The 15,037-nt window shown below is 73.6% G+C and carries 15 protein-coding genes; 2 read left to right on the plus strand and 13 right to left on the minus strand.

Annotated features, from left to right (window positions below; all coding sequences use genetic code 11):
- Positions 1 to 72 precede the first annotated feature (72 nt).
- From K318_RS0100590 to K318_RS0100645, 12 genes are all read right to left on the minus strand, one after another.
- Positions 73 to 657: an NUDIX domain-containing protein gene (locus tag K318_RS0100590; protein WP_084499449.1), complete on the minus strand. Its 585-nt coding sequence runs from the start codon at positions 655 to 657 to the stop codon at positions 73 to 75.
- Positions 644 to 1,762: a tRNA (adenosine(37)-N6)-threonylcarbamoyltransferase complex transferase subunit TsaD gene (gene tsaD / locus K318_RS0100595; RefSeq protein WP_029088029.1), complete on the minus strand. Its 1,119-nt coding sequence runs from the start codon at positions 1,760 to 1,762 to the stop codon at positions 644 to 646. The genes K318_RS0100590 and tsaD overlap by 14 nt, the downstream gene beginning before the upstream one ends.
- Complete coding sequence (locus tag K318_RS0100600) at positions 1,759 to 2,421, minus strand: hypothetical protein (protein ID WP_029088030.1); 663 nt, start codon at positions 2,419 to 2,421, stop codon at positions 1,759 to 1,761. Before K318_RS0100600 ends, tsaD begins: the two co-directional genes overlap by 4 nt.
- Before the next feature lie 112 nt (positions 2,422 to 2,533).
- Positions 2,534 to 3,808 carry an NAD(P)/FAD-dependent oxidoreductase gene (locus tag K318_RS0100605; RefSeq protein ID WP_035280130.1) on the minus strand — a complete coding sequence of 425 codons (1,275 nt, stop codon included), beginning with the start codon at positions 3,806 to 3,808 and terminating at the stop codon, positions 2,534 to 2,536.
- The gene (locus K318_RS0100610; protein ID WP_029088032.1) at positions 3,808 to 4,014 is read right to left on the minus strand and encodes a helix-turn-helix domain-containing protein; all 207 of its coding nucleotides are present in this window, start codon (positions 4,012 to 4,014) and stop codon (positions 3,808 to 3,810) included. Before K318_RS0100610 ends, K318_RS0100605 begins: the two co-directional genes overlap by 1 nt.
- The gene (locus K318_RS0100615; RefSeq protein ID WP_029088033.1) at positions 4,014 to 4,493 is read right to left on the minus strand and encodes a DUF2975 domain-containing protein; all 480 of its coding nucleotides are present in this window, start codon (positions 4,491 to 4,493) and stop codon (positions 4,014 to 4,016) included. The genes K318_RS0100610 and K318_RS0100615 overlap by 1 nt, the downstream gene beginning before the upstream one ends.
- A 211-nt stretch (positions 4,494 to 4,704) precedes the next feature.
- Entirely contained in the window at positions 4,705 to 5,307 is a 603-nt protein-coding gene (locus tag K318_RS0100620) for a GNAT family N-acetyltransferase (RefSeq protein WP_084499450.1), read from the minus strand.
- Complete coding sequence (tsaB, locus tag K318_RS0100625; protein ID WP_029088035.1) at positions 5,304 to 6,005, minus strand: tRNA (adenosine(37)-N6)-threonylcarbamoyltransferase complex dimerization subunit type 1 TsaB; 702 nt, start codon at positions 6,003 to 6,005, stop codon at positions 5,304 to 5,306. The genes K318_RS0100620 and tsaB overlap by 4 nt, the downstream gene beginning before the upstream one ends.
- The gene (gene tsaE / locus K318_RS25850; protein WP_084499451.1) at positions 6,002 to 6,814 is read right to left on the minus strand and encodes a tRNA (adenosine(37)-N6)-threonylcarbamoyltransferase complex ATPase subunit type 1 TsaE; all 813 of its coding nucleotides are present in this window, start codon (positions 6,812 to 6,814) and stop codon (positions 6,002 to 6,004) included. Before tsaE ends, tsaB begins: the two co-directional genes overlap by 4 nt.
- Entirely contained in the window at positions 6,804 to 8,153 is a 1,350-nt protein-coding gene (gene alr, locus K318_RS0100635) for an alanine racemase (RefSeq protein ID WP_035280131.1), read from the minus strand. Before alr ends, tsaE begins: the two co-directional genes overlap by 11 nt.
- Positions 8,154 to 8,381: 228 nt before the next feature.
- Positions 8,382 to 10,238 (minus strand): bifunctional ADP-dependent NAD(P)H-hydrate dehydratase/NAD(P)H-hydrate epimerase, encoded by a 1,857-nt coding sequence (locus K318_RS18345; RefSeq protein WP_051297290.1) that lies wholly within the window; start codon positions 10,236 to 10,238, stop codon positions 8,382 to 8,384.
- Positions 10,239 to 10,365: 127 nt separating this feature from the next.
- Positions 10,366 to 11,691 carry a M20 metallopeptidase family protein gene (locus K318_RS0100645; RefSeq protein ID WP_084499452.1) on the minus strand — a complete coding sequence of 442 codons (1,326 nt, stop codon included), beginning with the start codon at positions 11,689 to 11,691 and terminating at the stop codon, positions 10,366 to 10,368.
- Between the two features lie 113 nt (positions 11,692 to 11,804).
- Between K318_RS0100645 and K318_RS0100650 the strand changes: the two genes are divergently transcribed.
- Positions 11,805 to 12,296 (plus strand): MarR family winged helix-turn-helix transcriptional regulator, encoded by a 492-nt coding sequence (locus K318_RS0100650; protein WP_169721425.1) that lies wholly within the window; start codon positions 11,805 to 11,807, stop codon positions 12,294 to 12,296.
- A 151-nt stretch (positions 12,297 to 12,447) separates the two neighbouring features.
- Positions 12,448 to 13,764 (plus strand): MFS transporter, encoded by a 1,317-nt coding sequence (locus K318_RS18350; RefSeq protein WP_084499454.1) that lies wholly within the window; start codon positions 12,448 to 12,450, stop codon positions 13,762 to 13,764.
- Here K318_RS18350 and K318_RS23255 read toward each other — a convergent pair.
- Entirely contained in the window at positions 13,742 to 14,779 is a 1,038-nt protein-coding gene (locus tag K318_RS23255) for a LysR family transcriptional regulator (protein ID WP_051297291.1), read from the minus strand. The two genes, K318_RS18350 and K318_RS23255, sit on opposite strands and share 23 nt — an antisense overlap.
- Positions 14,780 to 15,037 lie beyond the last annotated feature (258 nt).

The raw sequence follows: 15,037 nt of genomic DNA on the forward strand, positions 1-15,037 counted from the left end.
GGCCACGCCACCAGGGTCCCGCGGCCCTCGTTCCCTCATCGTCCACCCTGCCCCGAGGAGGCGAGTCAGCGCTCACGCCGCTTCGAGCACCTCGCGCAGCTGTGGCCAGGCGGCGGCGAAACCCGGGTGGAGGGGATAGCCGGCGACCTCGTCGAGGGGCACCCAGCGCAGCTCGACGGATTCGCGGTCGTTGACCTGCTCCCGCAGCGGTTCGAGGGCGCGTGCGACCACGGTCGTATAGGTCCACCCCTCCATGTCCACCACATGCGAGTCGAGCAGGCGGATGTCGGCGCCGTCCAGGCGCGGCACCGCTGCCTCCTCGTGGCACTCCCGGATCGCCCCGGTGAGCGCGGTCTCGCCCGCGTCGATCGCACCGCCCGGGATGCCCCAGGTGCCGCCGTGCGCAGACCAGTGCACCCGATGCTGGAGCAGGACGCCGCGCTCCGGGTCGTGGATGAGCAGCCCCGCGGCCCCGAACAGCCCCCAGAACTTCCCCCGGGGCGTCTCCACCCAGCCGTCGCCGGCCCGTCTGCGGGCGCGCAGGTGCGCGCGCAGCTCCGGGTCCATCCGGCCGCTCGCGCCCACCTCGCGGGCGAGCGCCTGCCGCCGTTCCTCAGCAGAACGCCCCTCCTCGGGCACCCGGTCAGACGAGGACATCGTCCACCTCCAGCGAGGACAGCACGCCGAACCCCATGTCCGAGGCCGGCAGCCCCCGGGCGACGATCTCCGCCCCGAGCGCGGCGACCATCGCACCGTTGTCCGTGCACAGACTCAGCGGCGGCACCCGGAGGGTCACCCCGCGCTTCGCGCATTCCGCCGCCAGCGTCGCACGGAGCCGGGCGTTCGCGGCCACTCCCCCGCCCAGCAGCACATGCCGGATGCCGGTGTCCTCGCAGGCCAGCAGCGTCTTCTTCACGAGCACGTCCACCACCGCCTGTTCGAAGGAGGCAGCGACGTCCGCCAGCCGCAGGGCGGGAGCCGGAGCACCGTTCGAGGCCTGCGCGGAGGTGCGGGCCAGTTCGGCCTCAGCGGCCGTGACGGTGCGCAGCGCCGCGGTCTTGAGCCCGGAGAACGAGAAGGAATAGCGCCGCTCCGGGTCCCGGAGGTCCTTCTTCGTGGACAGTCCGCGGGGAAAGCGCACGGCCGCGGGATCGCCGGGGACGCCGCTGCCGTCGAGCTCGCCCGCAGCGGCCCTCGAGATGTTCGGCCCCCCGGGGTAGTCGAGACCCAGGAGGCGGGCGGTCTTGTCGAAGGCCTCGCCCGCGGCGTCGTCGATGGTCGCGCCCAGGAGCTCGACATCGTCCACGATGTCCCCGATCCGCAGGATCTCCGTGTGCCCGCCGGACACCAGGAGCGCGATGGTGGGGGTGACGAGGCCCGGAGAGTCCGGGGCGACGAGGTCCACGGCCACATGCGCGGCGAGGTGGTTGATGCCGTACAGCGGCAGGCCGGTCGCCGCAGCGAGGCCCTTGGCCGCGGCCGCCCCGACCATGAGCGCGCCGGAGAGTCCGGGGCCGGCGGTGACGGCGATGGCGTCGAGCTCGCCGAGGGTGACGCCGGCATCCGCGAGCGCCTTCTCGATCATGGGGCCGATGGCCTGCACGTGCGCCCGCGATGCCACCTCCGGCACGACCCCGCCGAAGCGCACGTGCTCGTCCATCGAGGAGGCGACGGTGTTGGTCAGCAGCGTGCGCCCGCGCGCGATCCCCACACCGGTCTCGTCACACGAGGTCTCGATGCCGAGGACGAGGGGACCGCTCATGCCAGTTCCTCGGCGAGGCGCTGGTAGCGGGCGGTCAGCTCGGCCTCGGGCACGTCGAAGGAGGTCTCGGTGTCGCCTGCCTCGCGCGCCAGCTCCTCCGCCAGCAGCCGCAGGTGCGTCTCCCACACCGGGCCCACCTGCTCCACGACCGAGGCGATGAGCTCCGGGTCCGTGTCCGGATCCGCCACCGTGTGCGCGAGTGAGATGCGGGTCGCCGAGGCGGCGGCATCCGCAGCGGGCGCGTTCGCCGAGGCGACGCCCTCCCCAGGATCCTCGCGCTCCGCGCGCAGGGTGAGGCCCAGCCGGCCGATCCCCTCGATCTCCACGAGGAGGTGCGCCTCGTCCGGGTCCTCGGACGGCGGCTGCGAGGACAGGACCTCACCGGGCACCGGCTCGTCGTCGAAGGTGAAGAGCAGGCGCGAACCGGCGGGGGCCCCGACGGCATCCTGCTCACCGGCGTCGCTGGCGGCAGACGCCCCCTGATCGCCGGAGCCTGCCTCGGGAGCGGTCTGGTATCCCACGAACCAGACGTCCACCAGCCGCGGGTCCGTGAGGTGCGGCCAGATCTGAGCGGGTGTGCGGTCGACGTCGATGCCGAGCACCAGATCGACACCGTCCTCCCATTCGATGAGCGATGCGTCCACGGTGTCCTCAGCCATGCGCCCAGTCTAATCCGGTGGTCGAGGACGGGAGCGGCCGCGCATCTCACTCGCGTCCTGAATTCTGCCGCCCCCACGGCCTGCAGGGCGGCGGAATCCAGGACGCGGACGATCACCCTCGGCGTTCGCGTCCTCCGCTCAGCTCGGAGACCGCCGGCACGTCCGGGAACGAACGGTCGGCGAACAGGATCCGCCGGGCGAGCGCCTCACCCGGCGGAGTGCGCAGCGCGGCGAACCCGGCAGACATGAGGCCGCGATGCCGCACGAGGGCCAGCGCCCGGCGCATCGCGACCCGACCGGCGAACTTCCGCCGCAGGAACGCCCCGTCGTAGTGCGCGAGCACCCCGGGGTCGCTCGTCCGCAGGGCGTCGTCGAGGCAGTCGGCGGCATAGTCGGACAGCCGCAGGCACGGGTCGAGCCCTCCCGCCGTGAGCGGCGACACCGCCCCTGCCGCGTCTCCCACGAGCAGTCCCGCAGGGGAGCTGATCCTCCTGAGCAGCCCGCCCACGGGGATGGGGCCGCCGCGGCGCTCGACCTCACCCGCGGTGCCGTCCGCCCGCGTCCCCTCGGCTCCAAGCCGCTCCCTGTCGGCCTCACTCAGACCCGGCGCGCACCCCCGGAACCGCCGCAGCGTCTGCCGCGCGCCTCCGCGGAAGCGCCCGGAGTAGCCCGCCGTGCCCACGTGCAGGTGCTCGCCGTCGTTGACGACCCATGCGAGGTAGCCGGGGGCGAGTTCGGGGTCGAGGACGCAGTGGAAGACCGGCTCCTCCGGCGGCTCGAGGACGGGGCTGACGTCTTCCGCTCCCACGAGCAGCTGCGCGTTCCGGTCGAGGCCCAGATCGCGCGCCACCCGGGAGCGCGCACCGTCCGCACCCACGAGGAAGCGCGCCCGCACCCGCAGCCGCCGCGTGCCGCTCACCAGCAGGTATCCGCCGTCCGTCCGTCCGGCGCAGCGCGTCCGCAGCCGCACCTCGACCCCCGCCGCCCGGGCGCGGGCGAGCTCGTCGAGGTAGAGCCCGGACATATCGCCCACGCGGTACTCGTCGCGCTCGCTCACCAGTTCCAGCGGAGTTCCGGGCGCAGGACCGAGGCTGCCGAGGCGCAGGCCGAGAGCCGCCCCCGCGCCTCGGCCCGCTCTCCCGGCCGCGACCGGCGGGTACAGGTGGACCCGGCGGATGGGCGGCCCCAGCCGCTCCTCCGGGAGCTCGAAGTCGTCGAGCGTGCGCCGGACGAAGATGCCGGTCGTGCGGATCGAGGAGGCGAGGTCCGCCCTGCGATCGCACAGGAGCACCGCGTGGCCCCGTTCGCTCAGCTGCCGCGCCAGGTGCAGGCCGGCCAGGCCCGCGCCGACCACGAGCACATCGGTGCTGACGGTGTCAGGCCGCATCAGTCCTCCACCCACTCGAGGATGTCCCCGGGCTGGCATTCGAGGACGCGGCAGATCGCGTCCAGCGTGGTGAAGCGGATCGCCTTGGCCCGGCCGTTCTTCAGCACGGCGACGTTCGCCGGCGTGATCCCCACCCGCTCCGCGAACTCGCCCACGCTCATCTTCCGCCTGGCCAGCTCCACGTCGAGGCGCACGATGACGGCCATCAGATCACCGCCTCCATGTCCGTGCGCAGGTCGATGGCCCGCCGGAGCAGCGTGCGCATCACCAGCATGAGGAGGGAGCAGACCGCCACGAAGGTCGCCGCGAGGCCGAGCGCGAACTGCCAGACGGGGTCGCTGCCGCCTGCCAGCGCCAGCATCAGGACCACGAGGAGGAACAGGAACGCCCCGCCGATGAGTGCGACGACGGCGTTGACCCACCCCATCGCCCGCAGGCTGAAGATCTCGCCGCCGGCCACGAAGCCCAGCAGCCGCCAGATGCACACGATCACCGCCTGCACGCATGCGCTCACCACCACCGTGACGGTGAGCGCGGTCCCCTCGATGCCCTCGACCGCGCGCGTGACGTCCACCCGCTCCACGAGGTCGCCGGAGAGCGCGCTCACCTCGATGACGACGAAGATCGCGAACAGGACGAGGAGCAGTGCGCGCAGCGACCACACCGCTGCAGTGGAATCTCTCATGCATCGATCATGGGCTGAAATCTATCGAATAACAATCGGTATGCGTTGATCTGCGAGAGATCGCAGGGGAATGTCAGTGTGGGTTCAGGAGGGCTCGGGCAAGGAGGCACGGCGAGCGGGTGCGCAGGCCCGGCTGAGGGGTGCGGCTGCCAGGGATGCGAGTGGGTGCGGGTGGGCGCGCCCGAGTGGGGCGGCTGCTCAGCGGGAGCACTCAGAGGAAGGCGCGCATGAGGATCGCGTCCGCCTCGGCGTAGTAGCCGGCGCGCCGTCCGATCTCCTCGAACCCCGCCGAACGGTACAGGCCCAGCGCCGCGGCATTGCCCTCGGCCACGTCCAGGTACAGCGCCTCCGCACCGCGCTCCCGGGCATGCGCCGAGGCGTGCTCCAGCAGGCGCCGACCGATGCCCCTCCCCTGCGCCCAGGGTGCCGTGCCGATCGTCATGATGTCTGCCTGCGGGCCCGAGACGCTCACGCCGACGAACCCGAGCAGGGCCTCCGCGGGCATGTGAAGGCCTGCAGGCGTGACGGGATCTGGTGAGGTGACGAGCTGGCAGTCCCGTGCCGCAGGGGACTCCCCGCCCACTGCCAGCATCAGGCTCGCCCCCGGAGCCGCAAGCTGCGACCAGAAGAATCCCGGCGACCAGGCGTCGCGGCCGAACAGTGCGGCGTCGAGCTCCGCGACCGCCTCCACGTCCCACCACCGCATGCGGCGCAGGAGCACCGGGGCGACCGCAGATGCATCAGCCGCACCGGGCTCAGCCTGCCCGGCTCCCCCACCCGCGCCGGCCGGCGCGTTCTGCCCCGGGACGCTCATGCCAGCAGGGTCGTGCGACGCTCGGCTGGCTTGGCGTCGGGATCGCGAAGGTAGAGCGGCTCGGCACCCGGCAGCGCGCGCCCGGCGCCCAGCGCCCGGTGCGCGTATCGGCCCAGCCACTCCGCGGTGGGCTCGAGCGCGGCGAGCTCGTCCGCATCGGGCGCCCCGAGCGCATCGGGCCAGAGCGCGAAGCCGCGGCCCAGCCGCCGCACCTCGGACGAGGCCCCTCTCTCCCGCAGCTCCTCGGCGAGCGCCGCGGGTGCGAGCACTCCCGGACCGGCGGTGCGCACCGGCAGGCCGGCCTCGTCGAGGCCCGAATAGGCACTCGCGTACACCTCCCTGCGCCGCGCATCCGTCGCGACCACCGTGAGCGGCCGCACCGAGCTCCCGGCTGCCGTGGACAGGCCGCGCAGCGCAAGCGCATCATGGCTGACCACGCCGTGCAGCGGCACACCCAGACCGATGGCCGCACCCGTCCCCGCAGCTATCCCCGCCCGCAGGCCCGTGAAGGGGCCCGGACCGATGCCCACGACCACCGCCTCCGGCCGCGGTCCGGCCTCCAGCAGCTCGCGGATCACCGGGCCGATGAACTCGACGTGCCTGCGCGCGGAGAACTCCGTCCGCTCGGCCACCAGCCTCTCGCCGCTCACGAGGGCCGCGGTCGCCGCCGCCGAGGTGTCGATCGCCAGCACGATCATCGCCGCTCTCCTTCCGCTCGGGCCTCCGGCTGTGCAGAGCCCCGGTGTGTGGGTGCCTCCTGTTCGGGATCCTCTCGCCTCGGGCCGTCCCGCACGGCTCCCTCCTGTGCAGGCGCCCCTTGGGCGGAGGTTGCGTGCGCCGGACTCGGCTCCCGGGCATCGCCTGCAGCGCCGTGGGGGTCTGACGTCCCGTTCGCCCCGCCGAGAGCGCGCAGCTGGGGCAGCCGGTCCTCCCAGGTGGGACCGAATGCACGGATGATGACGGTCCGGCTTTCGTCCTCAGGGGTCTCGTCTTCCAGCGCCTCGTCCTCCGGGGCGTCGCCCGCCTCGTCGTGCTCTCCCGCCTCCGCGAGGTGTGCGGCCCCTGCCTCAGCGGCCTCCCCCGCCACCCGGGCGTCGGCCTCGCCGAGGGCACCCGTGCGCAGGATCTCGATGTCGAGATGGTCGCCCAGCGCCTCGGCCATGCCGCGGCCCCATTCGACCACCGTCACCGAGTCCTCGAGCGAGGACTCCAGCCCCAGGTCCTCGAACTCGTCCGCACCGGAGAGACGGTAGGCGTCGACGTGCACGAGGCCGGGACCGGCACTTCGAGCAGGGTGCTCGCGGGCGATCGTGAAGGTGGGCGAGGAGACCCGGCCGCGCACGTCCAGCGCTCTGCCGAGGAACTGGGTGAACGTCGTCTTGCCCGCCCCGAGGTTCCCCGTGAGCAGGAGGACGTCACCGGCCCGCAGCACACCGGCCAGCCGCGCGGCGAACTCCGCCATGGCCTCGCGGTCGGTCGGCGAGAGCCTGATGCCCTCAGCGGTCATCGCCGTCTCCCTTCGTCCCGGCGCGCATCTCGCCCTCAGCCGCGCAGTCTTCGCCGCCCACCGGCACCCGGTCCACGCGCGGCCCGATCCGGGCGACGATCTCGTAGTTGATGCTGCCCGACCACTCACCCCACTCCTCGGCGCTGGGGCCCGTGCTCCCATCGCCCATGACGATCACCTCATCGCCCGTCTCCACCGGCGCGGAGCCCGCGTCCACGACCATCTGGTCCATCGCGATCCGCCCCACGACGGGCAGCCGCCGGCCGCGGATCGTCACCTGGGCCCGGCCCGAGGCGCCCCGCGGGATGCCGTCCGCGTACCCGCCCGCCACGAGCGCGAAGCGCGTCGCCTCCCGCGCCCTGTACGTGAGCCCGTAGGAGGCGCCGTGGCCGGCGGGCACGTCCTTGACCGTGAGCACGCGGGAGGTGAGCGACATGGCCGGGCGCAGGCCCAGCTCCGTGCCGGTCCGACCCTCGAAGGGGCTCAGCCCGTACGTGGACAGCCCCACGCGCACCATCGTGCCGCCGATGTCCTCCCCGCCGAGCGCCCCCGGCGAGTTCGCCAGATGGGTCTCCAGCTCGTCCGCCTCCCCCAGCGCGCCCCCCACGGAGTCGAGAAAGGCCTTCACCTGCGCCTCCGCCTCGCGGAAGGACGTCACCTGGGCGACGGTCTCGGCGTCGCCGGGCACATCCGCATTGGCGAGGTGGGTCATGAGGCCGGCGATCCTCAGCAGCGAGGCCTCCGTGCTGGTGAGCGCACCCAGTTCGGTGAGCAGCGCATCGAGCTGGGTGCGGGTGAGGCCTCCGCGGCCGAGGCCCGTGTCGACCTTGAGGTGGATGCGCGCGGTGAGGCCCGTGCGAGCGGCGGCGGCGAGGGCGCGGTGGACGGCCTCGGCGGTGGAGCAGCCCACCTCGAGACGGGCGCGGAGAGCCGGGGCGAGGTCCGTCTGCGCGTCGTGGAGCCAGAACAGGACGCGGACGTCCTCGGCGGCGGCGCTCGCTGCAGAACTCGCGACCGTGACGGCAGGTGCAGGCGAGACGGCGGGCGCAGCGGGTTCGGCCGGGAGGGCAGGCCCGACCGGGTCGCTGTCTGCGGCGGGGAGGGAGTCGAGCAGCTCGCGCAGCGCAAGCGCCTCGGCCAGAGTGGCGACGCCGAGGTCGCGCACCCCGCCGCGCAGCAGCGCCGGGACGGTGTGCGCGATCCCGTGACCGTAGGCGTCGGCCTTGACCACGCACATGAGCGTGCGGTCGCCGACCCGCGCGCGCAGCGCCCGCACGTTCTCCGTCAGCGCGTCCGCGTCGATGAGCGCGCGGAGGACGGAGGGGGCGTGTGCGCTCATGCGTCGGGCTCCTTGAGGGTGGGATGCTGCTTGACGGGGCGGGTCGGAGGTGCCGGCCGGCTGGCATGGCACCGGCGCAATCATCGGGAACCGCTGCCGGACGCGCCCGCTGGGATTCTACGCGCACGGCCGCTGGAGCTGAGCGTGCTCACCGCCGCGTATGTGCATTCTGCGCTCCGCCGTCGATGACAGCGCAGTTCCCACATACGCGGGCGGGCAGCAGACACATCAGCGCGCGGCTGTCCCGTGCGCCAGGCGCACGACCTCGTCCTCCACCGCCCTCACCTGGCCCGAGGCATGTGTGGCCGCACGCCCCGCCCGGTTGTGCAGGAGGACGGCGAGGGCGGCGAGGTGGGCGGCACGCGCATGGGGGTCGGCGGCCTCGGCGGGACGGCCCGCTGTGAGCGCCGCACCTATGAGGCCGGCGAGGACGTCTCCGCTGCCCGCCGTCGCCAGCAGTGCGGGTCCCGGCGCGGGAGCTCGGAGTGCGCCGTCCGGAGTCGCGATGAGCGTGCGGGGGCCCTTGAGCAGGACGACGGCACCGGTGCGGCGAGCGGCTTCGCGGACCCAGCGGGCAGGATCGGACTCGATGTCGGCGCGGCTGGGGGCGGCCACCTGCTCCGCCTGCTCGGAGCCGGCGTCTCCGCGCGCTCCGAGGTCTCCCTCCGGCAGCGCCCTCAGCAGCTCCGCGAGCTCACCGGCGTGCGGCGTGAGGACGGACCCGCCCGGCAGCGGACTCGCACCGTGCGCAGCCCGGACGAGAGCGGGCACGACTGCGAGCGCGCCCGCGTCGAGGACGAGCGGGGTGCCCGCGCCCACCGCCTCCATGAGGAACTCCATCATGTCCTGCGGCTCCGGCGCCCCCGGACCCATGACCCAGGCCTGCACGCGTCCGGGAGCGGTGACCGCCTCGGGCGCCGCGGCAACCACGGCCTCCTGCACCGCCTTCGCGCCCTGCACCCGCAGCATCCCCACGCCCGCCGCCACGGCTGCCGTCGCGGTGAGCACACCCGCGCCCGGATACCGTGCGGACCCCGCGATCACCCCCAGCACACCGCGGGTGTACTTGTGGTCGCGCCGACCGGGCAGAGGCCAGCCGCCGAGGCCGGTGCAGCCGTCCGCGTCACCGGAGCCCGTGCCGCCGAGGCCGGTGCACCCGACGTCTGCGCCGGCGAGGTCCGCATTCGAGTACGCCCAGAGCAGCGGCTCGGAAGCCTCCAGGTCCAGCCCGATGTCCACGAGGATCACCGCCCCGCAGGCCTCCGCGCCGCCGGGAAGGAACTGCCCCGCCTTGCAGCCGCCGAAGGTCACCGTCACATCCGCGCGCACATGGACCTCGCCGTGTGCGCCGGTGGTCGCATCGACTCCGGTGGGCATGTCGACGGCGACGACGGTCTGCGAGCGCACCCACGCGCTCTCCCGTGCCCTGCGCTGCGTTTGCCAGTCCCGGATGAGCTCCGACAGCGGCTCACGCAGGGGCAGCCGGGCACCGGTGCCGAAGAGGCCGTCGATGACGAGATCGGCCTCGGCGAGGATCCGCGAGGGCCCGTGGTGATCCGGGCCCATGCTCGCAGCGGGGTCGCCCACCGGGTCAGCACCGGCCTCGGCGAAGACCGCACCGGCGCTGCGGGCGGCGCGGACCGCCTCGGGATGCAGGCGGCCCAGGGGCGCGAGGATCGTCACGTGCGCACCGCGGGAGGCGAGGTTCGCCGCGGCGTAGAGCGCATCGCCGCCGTTGTTGCCGGGACCGGCGAGCACCGCCACCCTCGCACCCGTCACAGCACCGCGCGCTGTCCCCGCCACAGCACCGCGCGGCGCCTCTGCAACGGCACCACGCGAGGCCCCCGCTACAGCACCGCCCGCCGCTTCGGCCGCGGTCTCACATCCCGTCCCACCCTCGGGCGCCACATGACGCCGAACCGGATGCGACCCGCCCACCTCGGCACGTCCGTGCACGAGCACGCGCCGGCACACGGCCGCGAGTCCCGCCGCAGCCGTGCGCATGAGACGCTCTCCGCGCCCGGCGTCCAGCAGCGGGCGCTCGGCGGCCCGGATCGCCTCGGCCGTGTATGCCGGCACTGTCATCTCAGACGCTCCTCTCCGACTCTCTCACCGCGAACGGGAGGCGCCCCGTTCGCGGGGCTCACCTCGCCCATGGGACCTCCGCGAGCGTGCGCACGGCCCCCGGCCACCCCCGGACGCGCGCACACCCTCAGCCGAGCTCCGCCTGCGCCGCCGCGCGCTCCAGCCGGCGTGCGGCGAGGTGCGCGAGGAACAGCGCGTTCGCACCCAGCCCCTCGTCCGAGTGCCGGGCGCGCGGCGAGTGGTTGACCTCCTGGGCGGCCGGGTCCGTACCCGGCAGGGCCGCGCCGAGGTGCCCGTACGCACCCTGCACCCGCGCCAGCACCCGGGAGAAGTCCTCGGAGCCGGCACGCGGATGCGGGACGGCGTGCGCCCGGTCCTCGCCGAACAGCTCGCCGAAGGTCTCGAGGAAGAACCGCGCCTCGGCGTGGTCGTTGACGGTGGCCGGCAGCCGGGTCTCGAAGGCGATGTCCGCGCCCAGGCCGTGCGCGCCCAGGAACCGCTCGGCGAACCGGGGCAGCTCCTCGGCACACCGCGCCGTGACCTCAGGGGAGAAGGTGCGCACGCTGATCGACAGCTGCGCGGCGTCGGGGATGACGTTCGTGGCGGTGCCGCCGTGGAAGCTGCCCACCGTGAGCACCACGGGGTCGAAGGCGTTGAAGGCGCGCGAGAGGTACTCCTGCAGCTGCCCGATGAGCGCCGCCCCCGCCTCGATGGGGTCGAGCGCGTCCTCCGGGCGCGAGGCGTGCCCGCCGCGGCCGCGCACCGTCACATCCATCGCGGAGAAGGCGGCCATATAGGAGCCCTCGCGGGTGTAGGCGTGCCCGAGGGGCTGATCGGCGGAGACGTGCACGCCGTAGGCGCCCACGACCGGCACGCCCGCCGCATCGAGCACGCCCTCGTCAAGCATCTTCCCCGCGCCGTCATAGCCCTCCTCGCCCGGCTGGAACATGAAGACGACGTCCCCGGCCAGGTGCGCGCGCACGCCGTGGAGCAGGTGCGCGGCACCGACGAGCCCGGCGACGTGGAGGTCGTGGCCGCACGCGTGCATGGTGCCGAGCGGCGAGGCGAAGTCGAAGCCGGTGGCCTCCGCGACGGGCAGGGCGTCCATATCGGCGCGCAGCAGCACCGCCTGGTGCGATTCTGTCCGGCGTCCGCCGCGCAGCACCGCCACGACGCTGCCGAGCCGCTCGCCCGTCGCGATCTCCAGTTCGAGACCGGTGAGCGCGTCGAGGACCTTGCGCTGCGTCGCCGGGAGCTCGAGGCCCACCTCGGCCTCGCGGTGGATGGCGCGGCGCAGCTCCTGCAGGCGCGGCACCAGGGCATCGGCATCCGCGTGGGCGGGAAGGCGGGGACCGCCCTCCTCCTTCGCGCCGTCCGCTTCCGTGCCTGCGGGGAACGCGCTGAGGGTCGTGGGATGGACGGTCGTCACGCCGCCGGTCTGCTCGCTCGTCATGGACCCAAGGCTAGATGAGTGAGCCCGGTGGTGGAGGCCGGCGTGCAAGGACGCGAATGGCTGCCACCTCCCCGATTTGCATAGGTACCCTATGCAGGTCTACCGTGCTGTCCGTGCGAGACGGAGCGGATGCAGCAGACCCCGGCGGGGAGGACGAGACGGGCGCCTCGGCGGACACACCCGCGCAGCGGCTGGCAGCGCGTCTGATCGTGGACGGCAGCGGCTTCGCCCGGTCCGCCTCGCGCGGAGTGACGCGCGGCTATTCGCTCGTCGCGATGCGCACCCTGTCCAGCCTCGAGCGGGACGGCGGACTGCGCGTGGGCGAACTCGCCCGGCGGGAGGGCATCGCCCAGCCGTCCATGACCGGGGTCGTCAACGGCCTGGAGCGGGCGGGACTGGTCACCAGAACCGCAGACCCTCGCGATGCGCGCGCCGCGATCGTCACCGTCACCGAGGCCGGCCTGGCTGAGCTGTGGGCCTTCCGGCACCGCACGGCGGCCAATGTGACTCCGCTCATCGAGGCGCTTCCGAGCGCCGACCGTGCCGCCCTCACCCGCGCCGCCGAGCTGCTCGAACAGCTCTCGGCGCAGCTGCGCGACACCTGAGGGCGCGCCGCGGGCGGAAGCGCACCGCCCGCACACCGAGGCGTCACGGGCGCCCCGCGCGAACGACACCGCCGCAGGGGCCGGGCGCAGAGACGACCACGCAGAGACACCTCTGCACAGACACCACGACACGAGGAGCTCCGACCCGCGGATGACAGCACCGACGAACACCGAGACAGACGGCACAGGCAGCAGGACGGACACCGGGCAGCCCGGCAGCGGGACGGGAGGCAGCGCCCTCCTCCGCCAGCCGGCAGCGGTGTGGGCCATCGCCTTCGCCTGTGCGGTCTCGTTCATGGGAATCGGACTGGTCGATCCGATCCTCCCCGCGATCAGCCACGACCTCGACGCGAGCCCGAGCCAGACCATGCTGCTGTTCACCAGCTACCTGCTCATCACCTCGCTCGCGATGTTCTTCACCGGCTTCATCGCGTCCCGGCTGGGCGTGCGGACCACACTCGTCATCGGCCTCGTGCTCGTCGTGGCCTTCGCGGCGCTGGCGGGCACCTCCGGCACGGTCGATCAGATCATCGGGTTCCGCGCCGGCTGGGGACTGGGCAACGCGCTCTTCATCTCCACGGCGCTCGCGGCGATCGTGGGAGCGGCGAGCGGCGGCAGCGCCTCTGCGATCATCCTCTACGAGGCGGCGATCGGCGTGGGCATGGCGGTGGGCCCCCTGCTGGGCGGGGCCCTGGGCAGCGTGTCCTGGCGAGCACCGTTCTTCGGCACCGCAGCGCTCATGGCCGTGGGGCTCATCGCGATCCTCGCGATGCTCCGCCCCGGCATGGACCGCCCCGCGCCCGTCGGCCTCACCGCCGGCCTGCGCGCCCTGGGCAATCCGGCGCTGCTGACGTTCGGCATCGCGGCACTCGCGTACAACTACGGCTTCTTCACCCTGCTGGCCTACTCCCCCTATCCGCTCGAGGCGGCAGCCGCGGCACAGGGCGGGGCTTTCGGAGCGCATGAGCTCGGCCTGGTGTTCTTCGGCTGGGGCGTGATGCTCGCGATCTCCTCGGTCTTCGTCGCCCCGCTGCTCACCCGGAGGCTGGGACTGCTGCCCACGCTGTTCACGATGCTCGGCCTGCTGGCGGCCTGCCTCCTGGCCCTGGGCGTCTTCGCCCACTCCGTCGCCGGCCTGACCTCGACGATCATCGTGGCGGGCTTCTTCCTGGGAGTGCTCAACACCGCCCTCACCGAGGCCGTCATGGAGGCCACCGACCTCCCCCGCCAGGTCGCCTCCTCCACCTACTCCGCGGTGCGCTTCCTGGGAGGGGCCGTGGCGCCAGCGGTCTCCGGCGGAATCGCGGCATGGCTGGGCACCGCCGGACCGTACTGGTTCGGGGCGGGAGCCGTGCTGATCGCGATCCTCGTACTGGTGATCGGCAGGGGAACCCTCGGTCGCCTCGCGCGCCCGCACATGGGTGCCGAGGCCGAGGCACAGGCCATCACCGCCGGCGACGAGGCCTGAGAGCGGCTCCAGCAGGGGCGCCCCGCGGAGTACGCGCCACCTCGGGGCCGCCGTGCAGCTGGTCCACCATGAGGCTGAGGAGCTCCGACTGCAGCGCATCGGGCTGGCTGCCCGTCGGCGTCTGGATCTGAGCGGTCCGCAGTCCCAGCTCCGCGTCTGCGATGCGGAGGAGGCGCAGCTCCGGGTCACGCCGCAGGCCCGCACCCAGCGGGGAGAGGAACACGAGTCCGCCGCCGGCCCGCGCGAAATCGAGCAGCGCGGCACTGCTCTCGCACTCGAACACCGGATCCAGCTCGACCCCCCGCTCCCGTGCTGCGCGGGCCAGCAGCTCCCGCTGCGAGCTCTGCCCCAGCAGGAGGGCATAGGGCCGGGCGAGCGCCTCGTCCAGCGTGAGCGCGTCCCCGGCCGGCTCGCCTGCGCTCTCGTCCGAATCGCCCGTGCTCTCGGCCCGCCCGCCCTCGGCCCGCGCACCCCCGGCACCCGCGGCCACCACGGCGTACATCGGAACCCGGCGCACGTGTTCGACCCTCACACCCGGAGCGAGCCCGGTGACGAAGCAGGCGCCCACATCTGCGCGCTCCTCGCGCACGGCCCGGGTCACCTCCTCACTGGAGGCGACCGTGACGTCGATGCGCACACCGGGGTGCCGCGCGCTCAGCTCCGCCGCTGCCGGCGCGACCACCGGCCCCGCGAAGCCGTCCGAACACGCCACCGCGAGCCTGCGCACCACATCCGTCTCCCGCGACAGGTCCGCGAACAGCTCCCGCGCCTCGACGCCCGCCCGGCGCACGTGCGTGAGCAGCCGGTAGCCGTGCGTGGTGAGGTGCACTCCCCTGCTCCGCCGGACGAACAGCTGCACGCCCAGGCTGCGCTCGAGCTTGGCGATCTGCCGGCTGACCGCCGAGGCATTCACGTGCAGCCTGCGCGCCGCCTCGCTCACGGAGTCCGCGGCAGCCACCTCCCGGAAGTAGAGAAGCTCCGACGGCAGCAGGGCGTCATCCCGGCTTCCGCTCATCTCACCCTCCGACACGCAGTTCTGCGTTGACTCTACAGCAACGCAGGATTGCGCAGACGGCCGTGCCCGCAGCCCCCGCCGAGGCCTCGCCCTCAGTAGATTGGTCCCCACCGCACCGCTGCGAGACGTCGAACCCGTCCTGCGGCACAGACGGGACGGCCCCGCAGCAGCGGGTTCTCCGCCCCTTCCCTCCCCGGGCTCCACAAGGGCACGCGGAGCGGAGCGCGACCTCGGCATTCCCCTCTCCCGGAGACTCCC

This window comes from Brevibacterium album DSM 18261, assembly GCF_000426445.1.
In the GTDB taxonomy this organism is placed as follows: domain Bacteria; phylum Actinomycetota; class Actinomycetes; order Actinomycetales; family Brevibacteriaceae; genus Brevibacterium; species Brevibacterium album.

What these genes read in the sequence shown, in the direction of transcription:
- tsaE (WP_084499451.1), bottom strand. Translation starts at nt 6,814, where the DNA reads ATGACCGCTGAGGGCATCAGGCTCTCGCCGACCGACCGCGAGGCCATG.
- K318_RS23255 (WP_051297291.1), bottom strand. Translation starts at nt 14,779, where the DNA reads ATGAGCGGAAGCCGGGATGACGCCCTGCTGCCGTCGGAGCTTCTCTAC.
- K318_RS0100590 (WP_084499449.1), bottom strand. Translation starts at nt 657, where the DNA reads ATGTCCTCGTCTGACCGGGTGCCCGAGGAGGGGCGTTCTGCTGAGGAA.
- K318_RS18350 (WP_084499454.1), top strand. Translation starts at nt 12,448, where the DNA reads ATGACAGCACCGACGAACACCGAGACAGACGGCACAGGCAGCAGGACG.
- K318_RS18345 (WP_051297290.1), bottom strand. Translation starts at nt 10,238, where the DNA reads ATGACAGTGCCGGCATACACGGCCGAGGCGATCCGGGCCGCCGAGCGC.
- K318_RS0100610 (WP_029088032.1), bottom strand. Translation starts at nt 4,014, where the DNA reads ATGGCCGTCATCGTGCGCCTCGACGTGGAGCTGGCCAGGCGGAAGATG.
- K318_RS0100645 (WP_084499452.1), bottom strand. Translation starts at nt 11,691, where the DNA reads ATGACGAGCGAGCAGACCGGCGGCGTGACGACCGTCCATCCCACGACC.
- tsaB (WP_029088035.1), bottom strand. Translation starts at nt 6,005, where the DNA reads ATGATCGTGCTGGCGATCGACACCTCGGCGGCGGCGACCGCGGCCCTC.
- tsaD (WP_029088029.1), bottom strand. Translation starts at nt 1,762, where the DNA reads ATGAGCGGTCCCCTCGTCCTCGGCATCGAGACCTCGTGTGACGAGACC.
- K318_RS0100620 (WP_084499450.1), bottom strand. Translation starts at nt 5,307, where the DNA reads ATGAGCGTCCCGGGGCAGAACGCGCCGGCCGGCGCGGGTGGGGGAGCC.
- K318_RS0100605 (WP_035280130.1), bottom strand. Translation starts at nt 3,808, where the DNA reads ATGCGGCCTGACACCGTCAGCACCGATGTGCTCGTGGTCGGCGCGGGC.
- alr (WP_035280131.1), bottom strand. Translation starts at nt 8,153, where the DNA reads ATGAGCGCACACGCCCCCTCCGTCCTCCGCGCGCTCATCGACGCGGAC.
- K318_RS0100615 (WP_029088033.1), bottom strand. Translation starts at nt 4,493, where the DNA reads ATGAGAGATTCCACTGCAGCGGTGTGGTCGCTGCGCGCACTGCTCCTC.
- K318_RS0100600 (WP_029088030.1), bottom strand. Translation starts at nt 2,421, where the DNA reads ATGGCTGAGGACACCGTGGACGCATCGCTCATCGAATGGGAGGACGGT.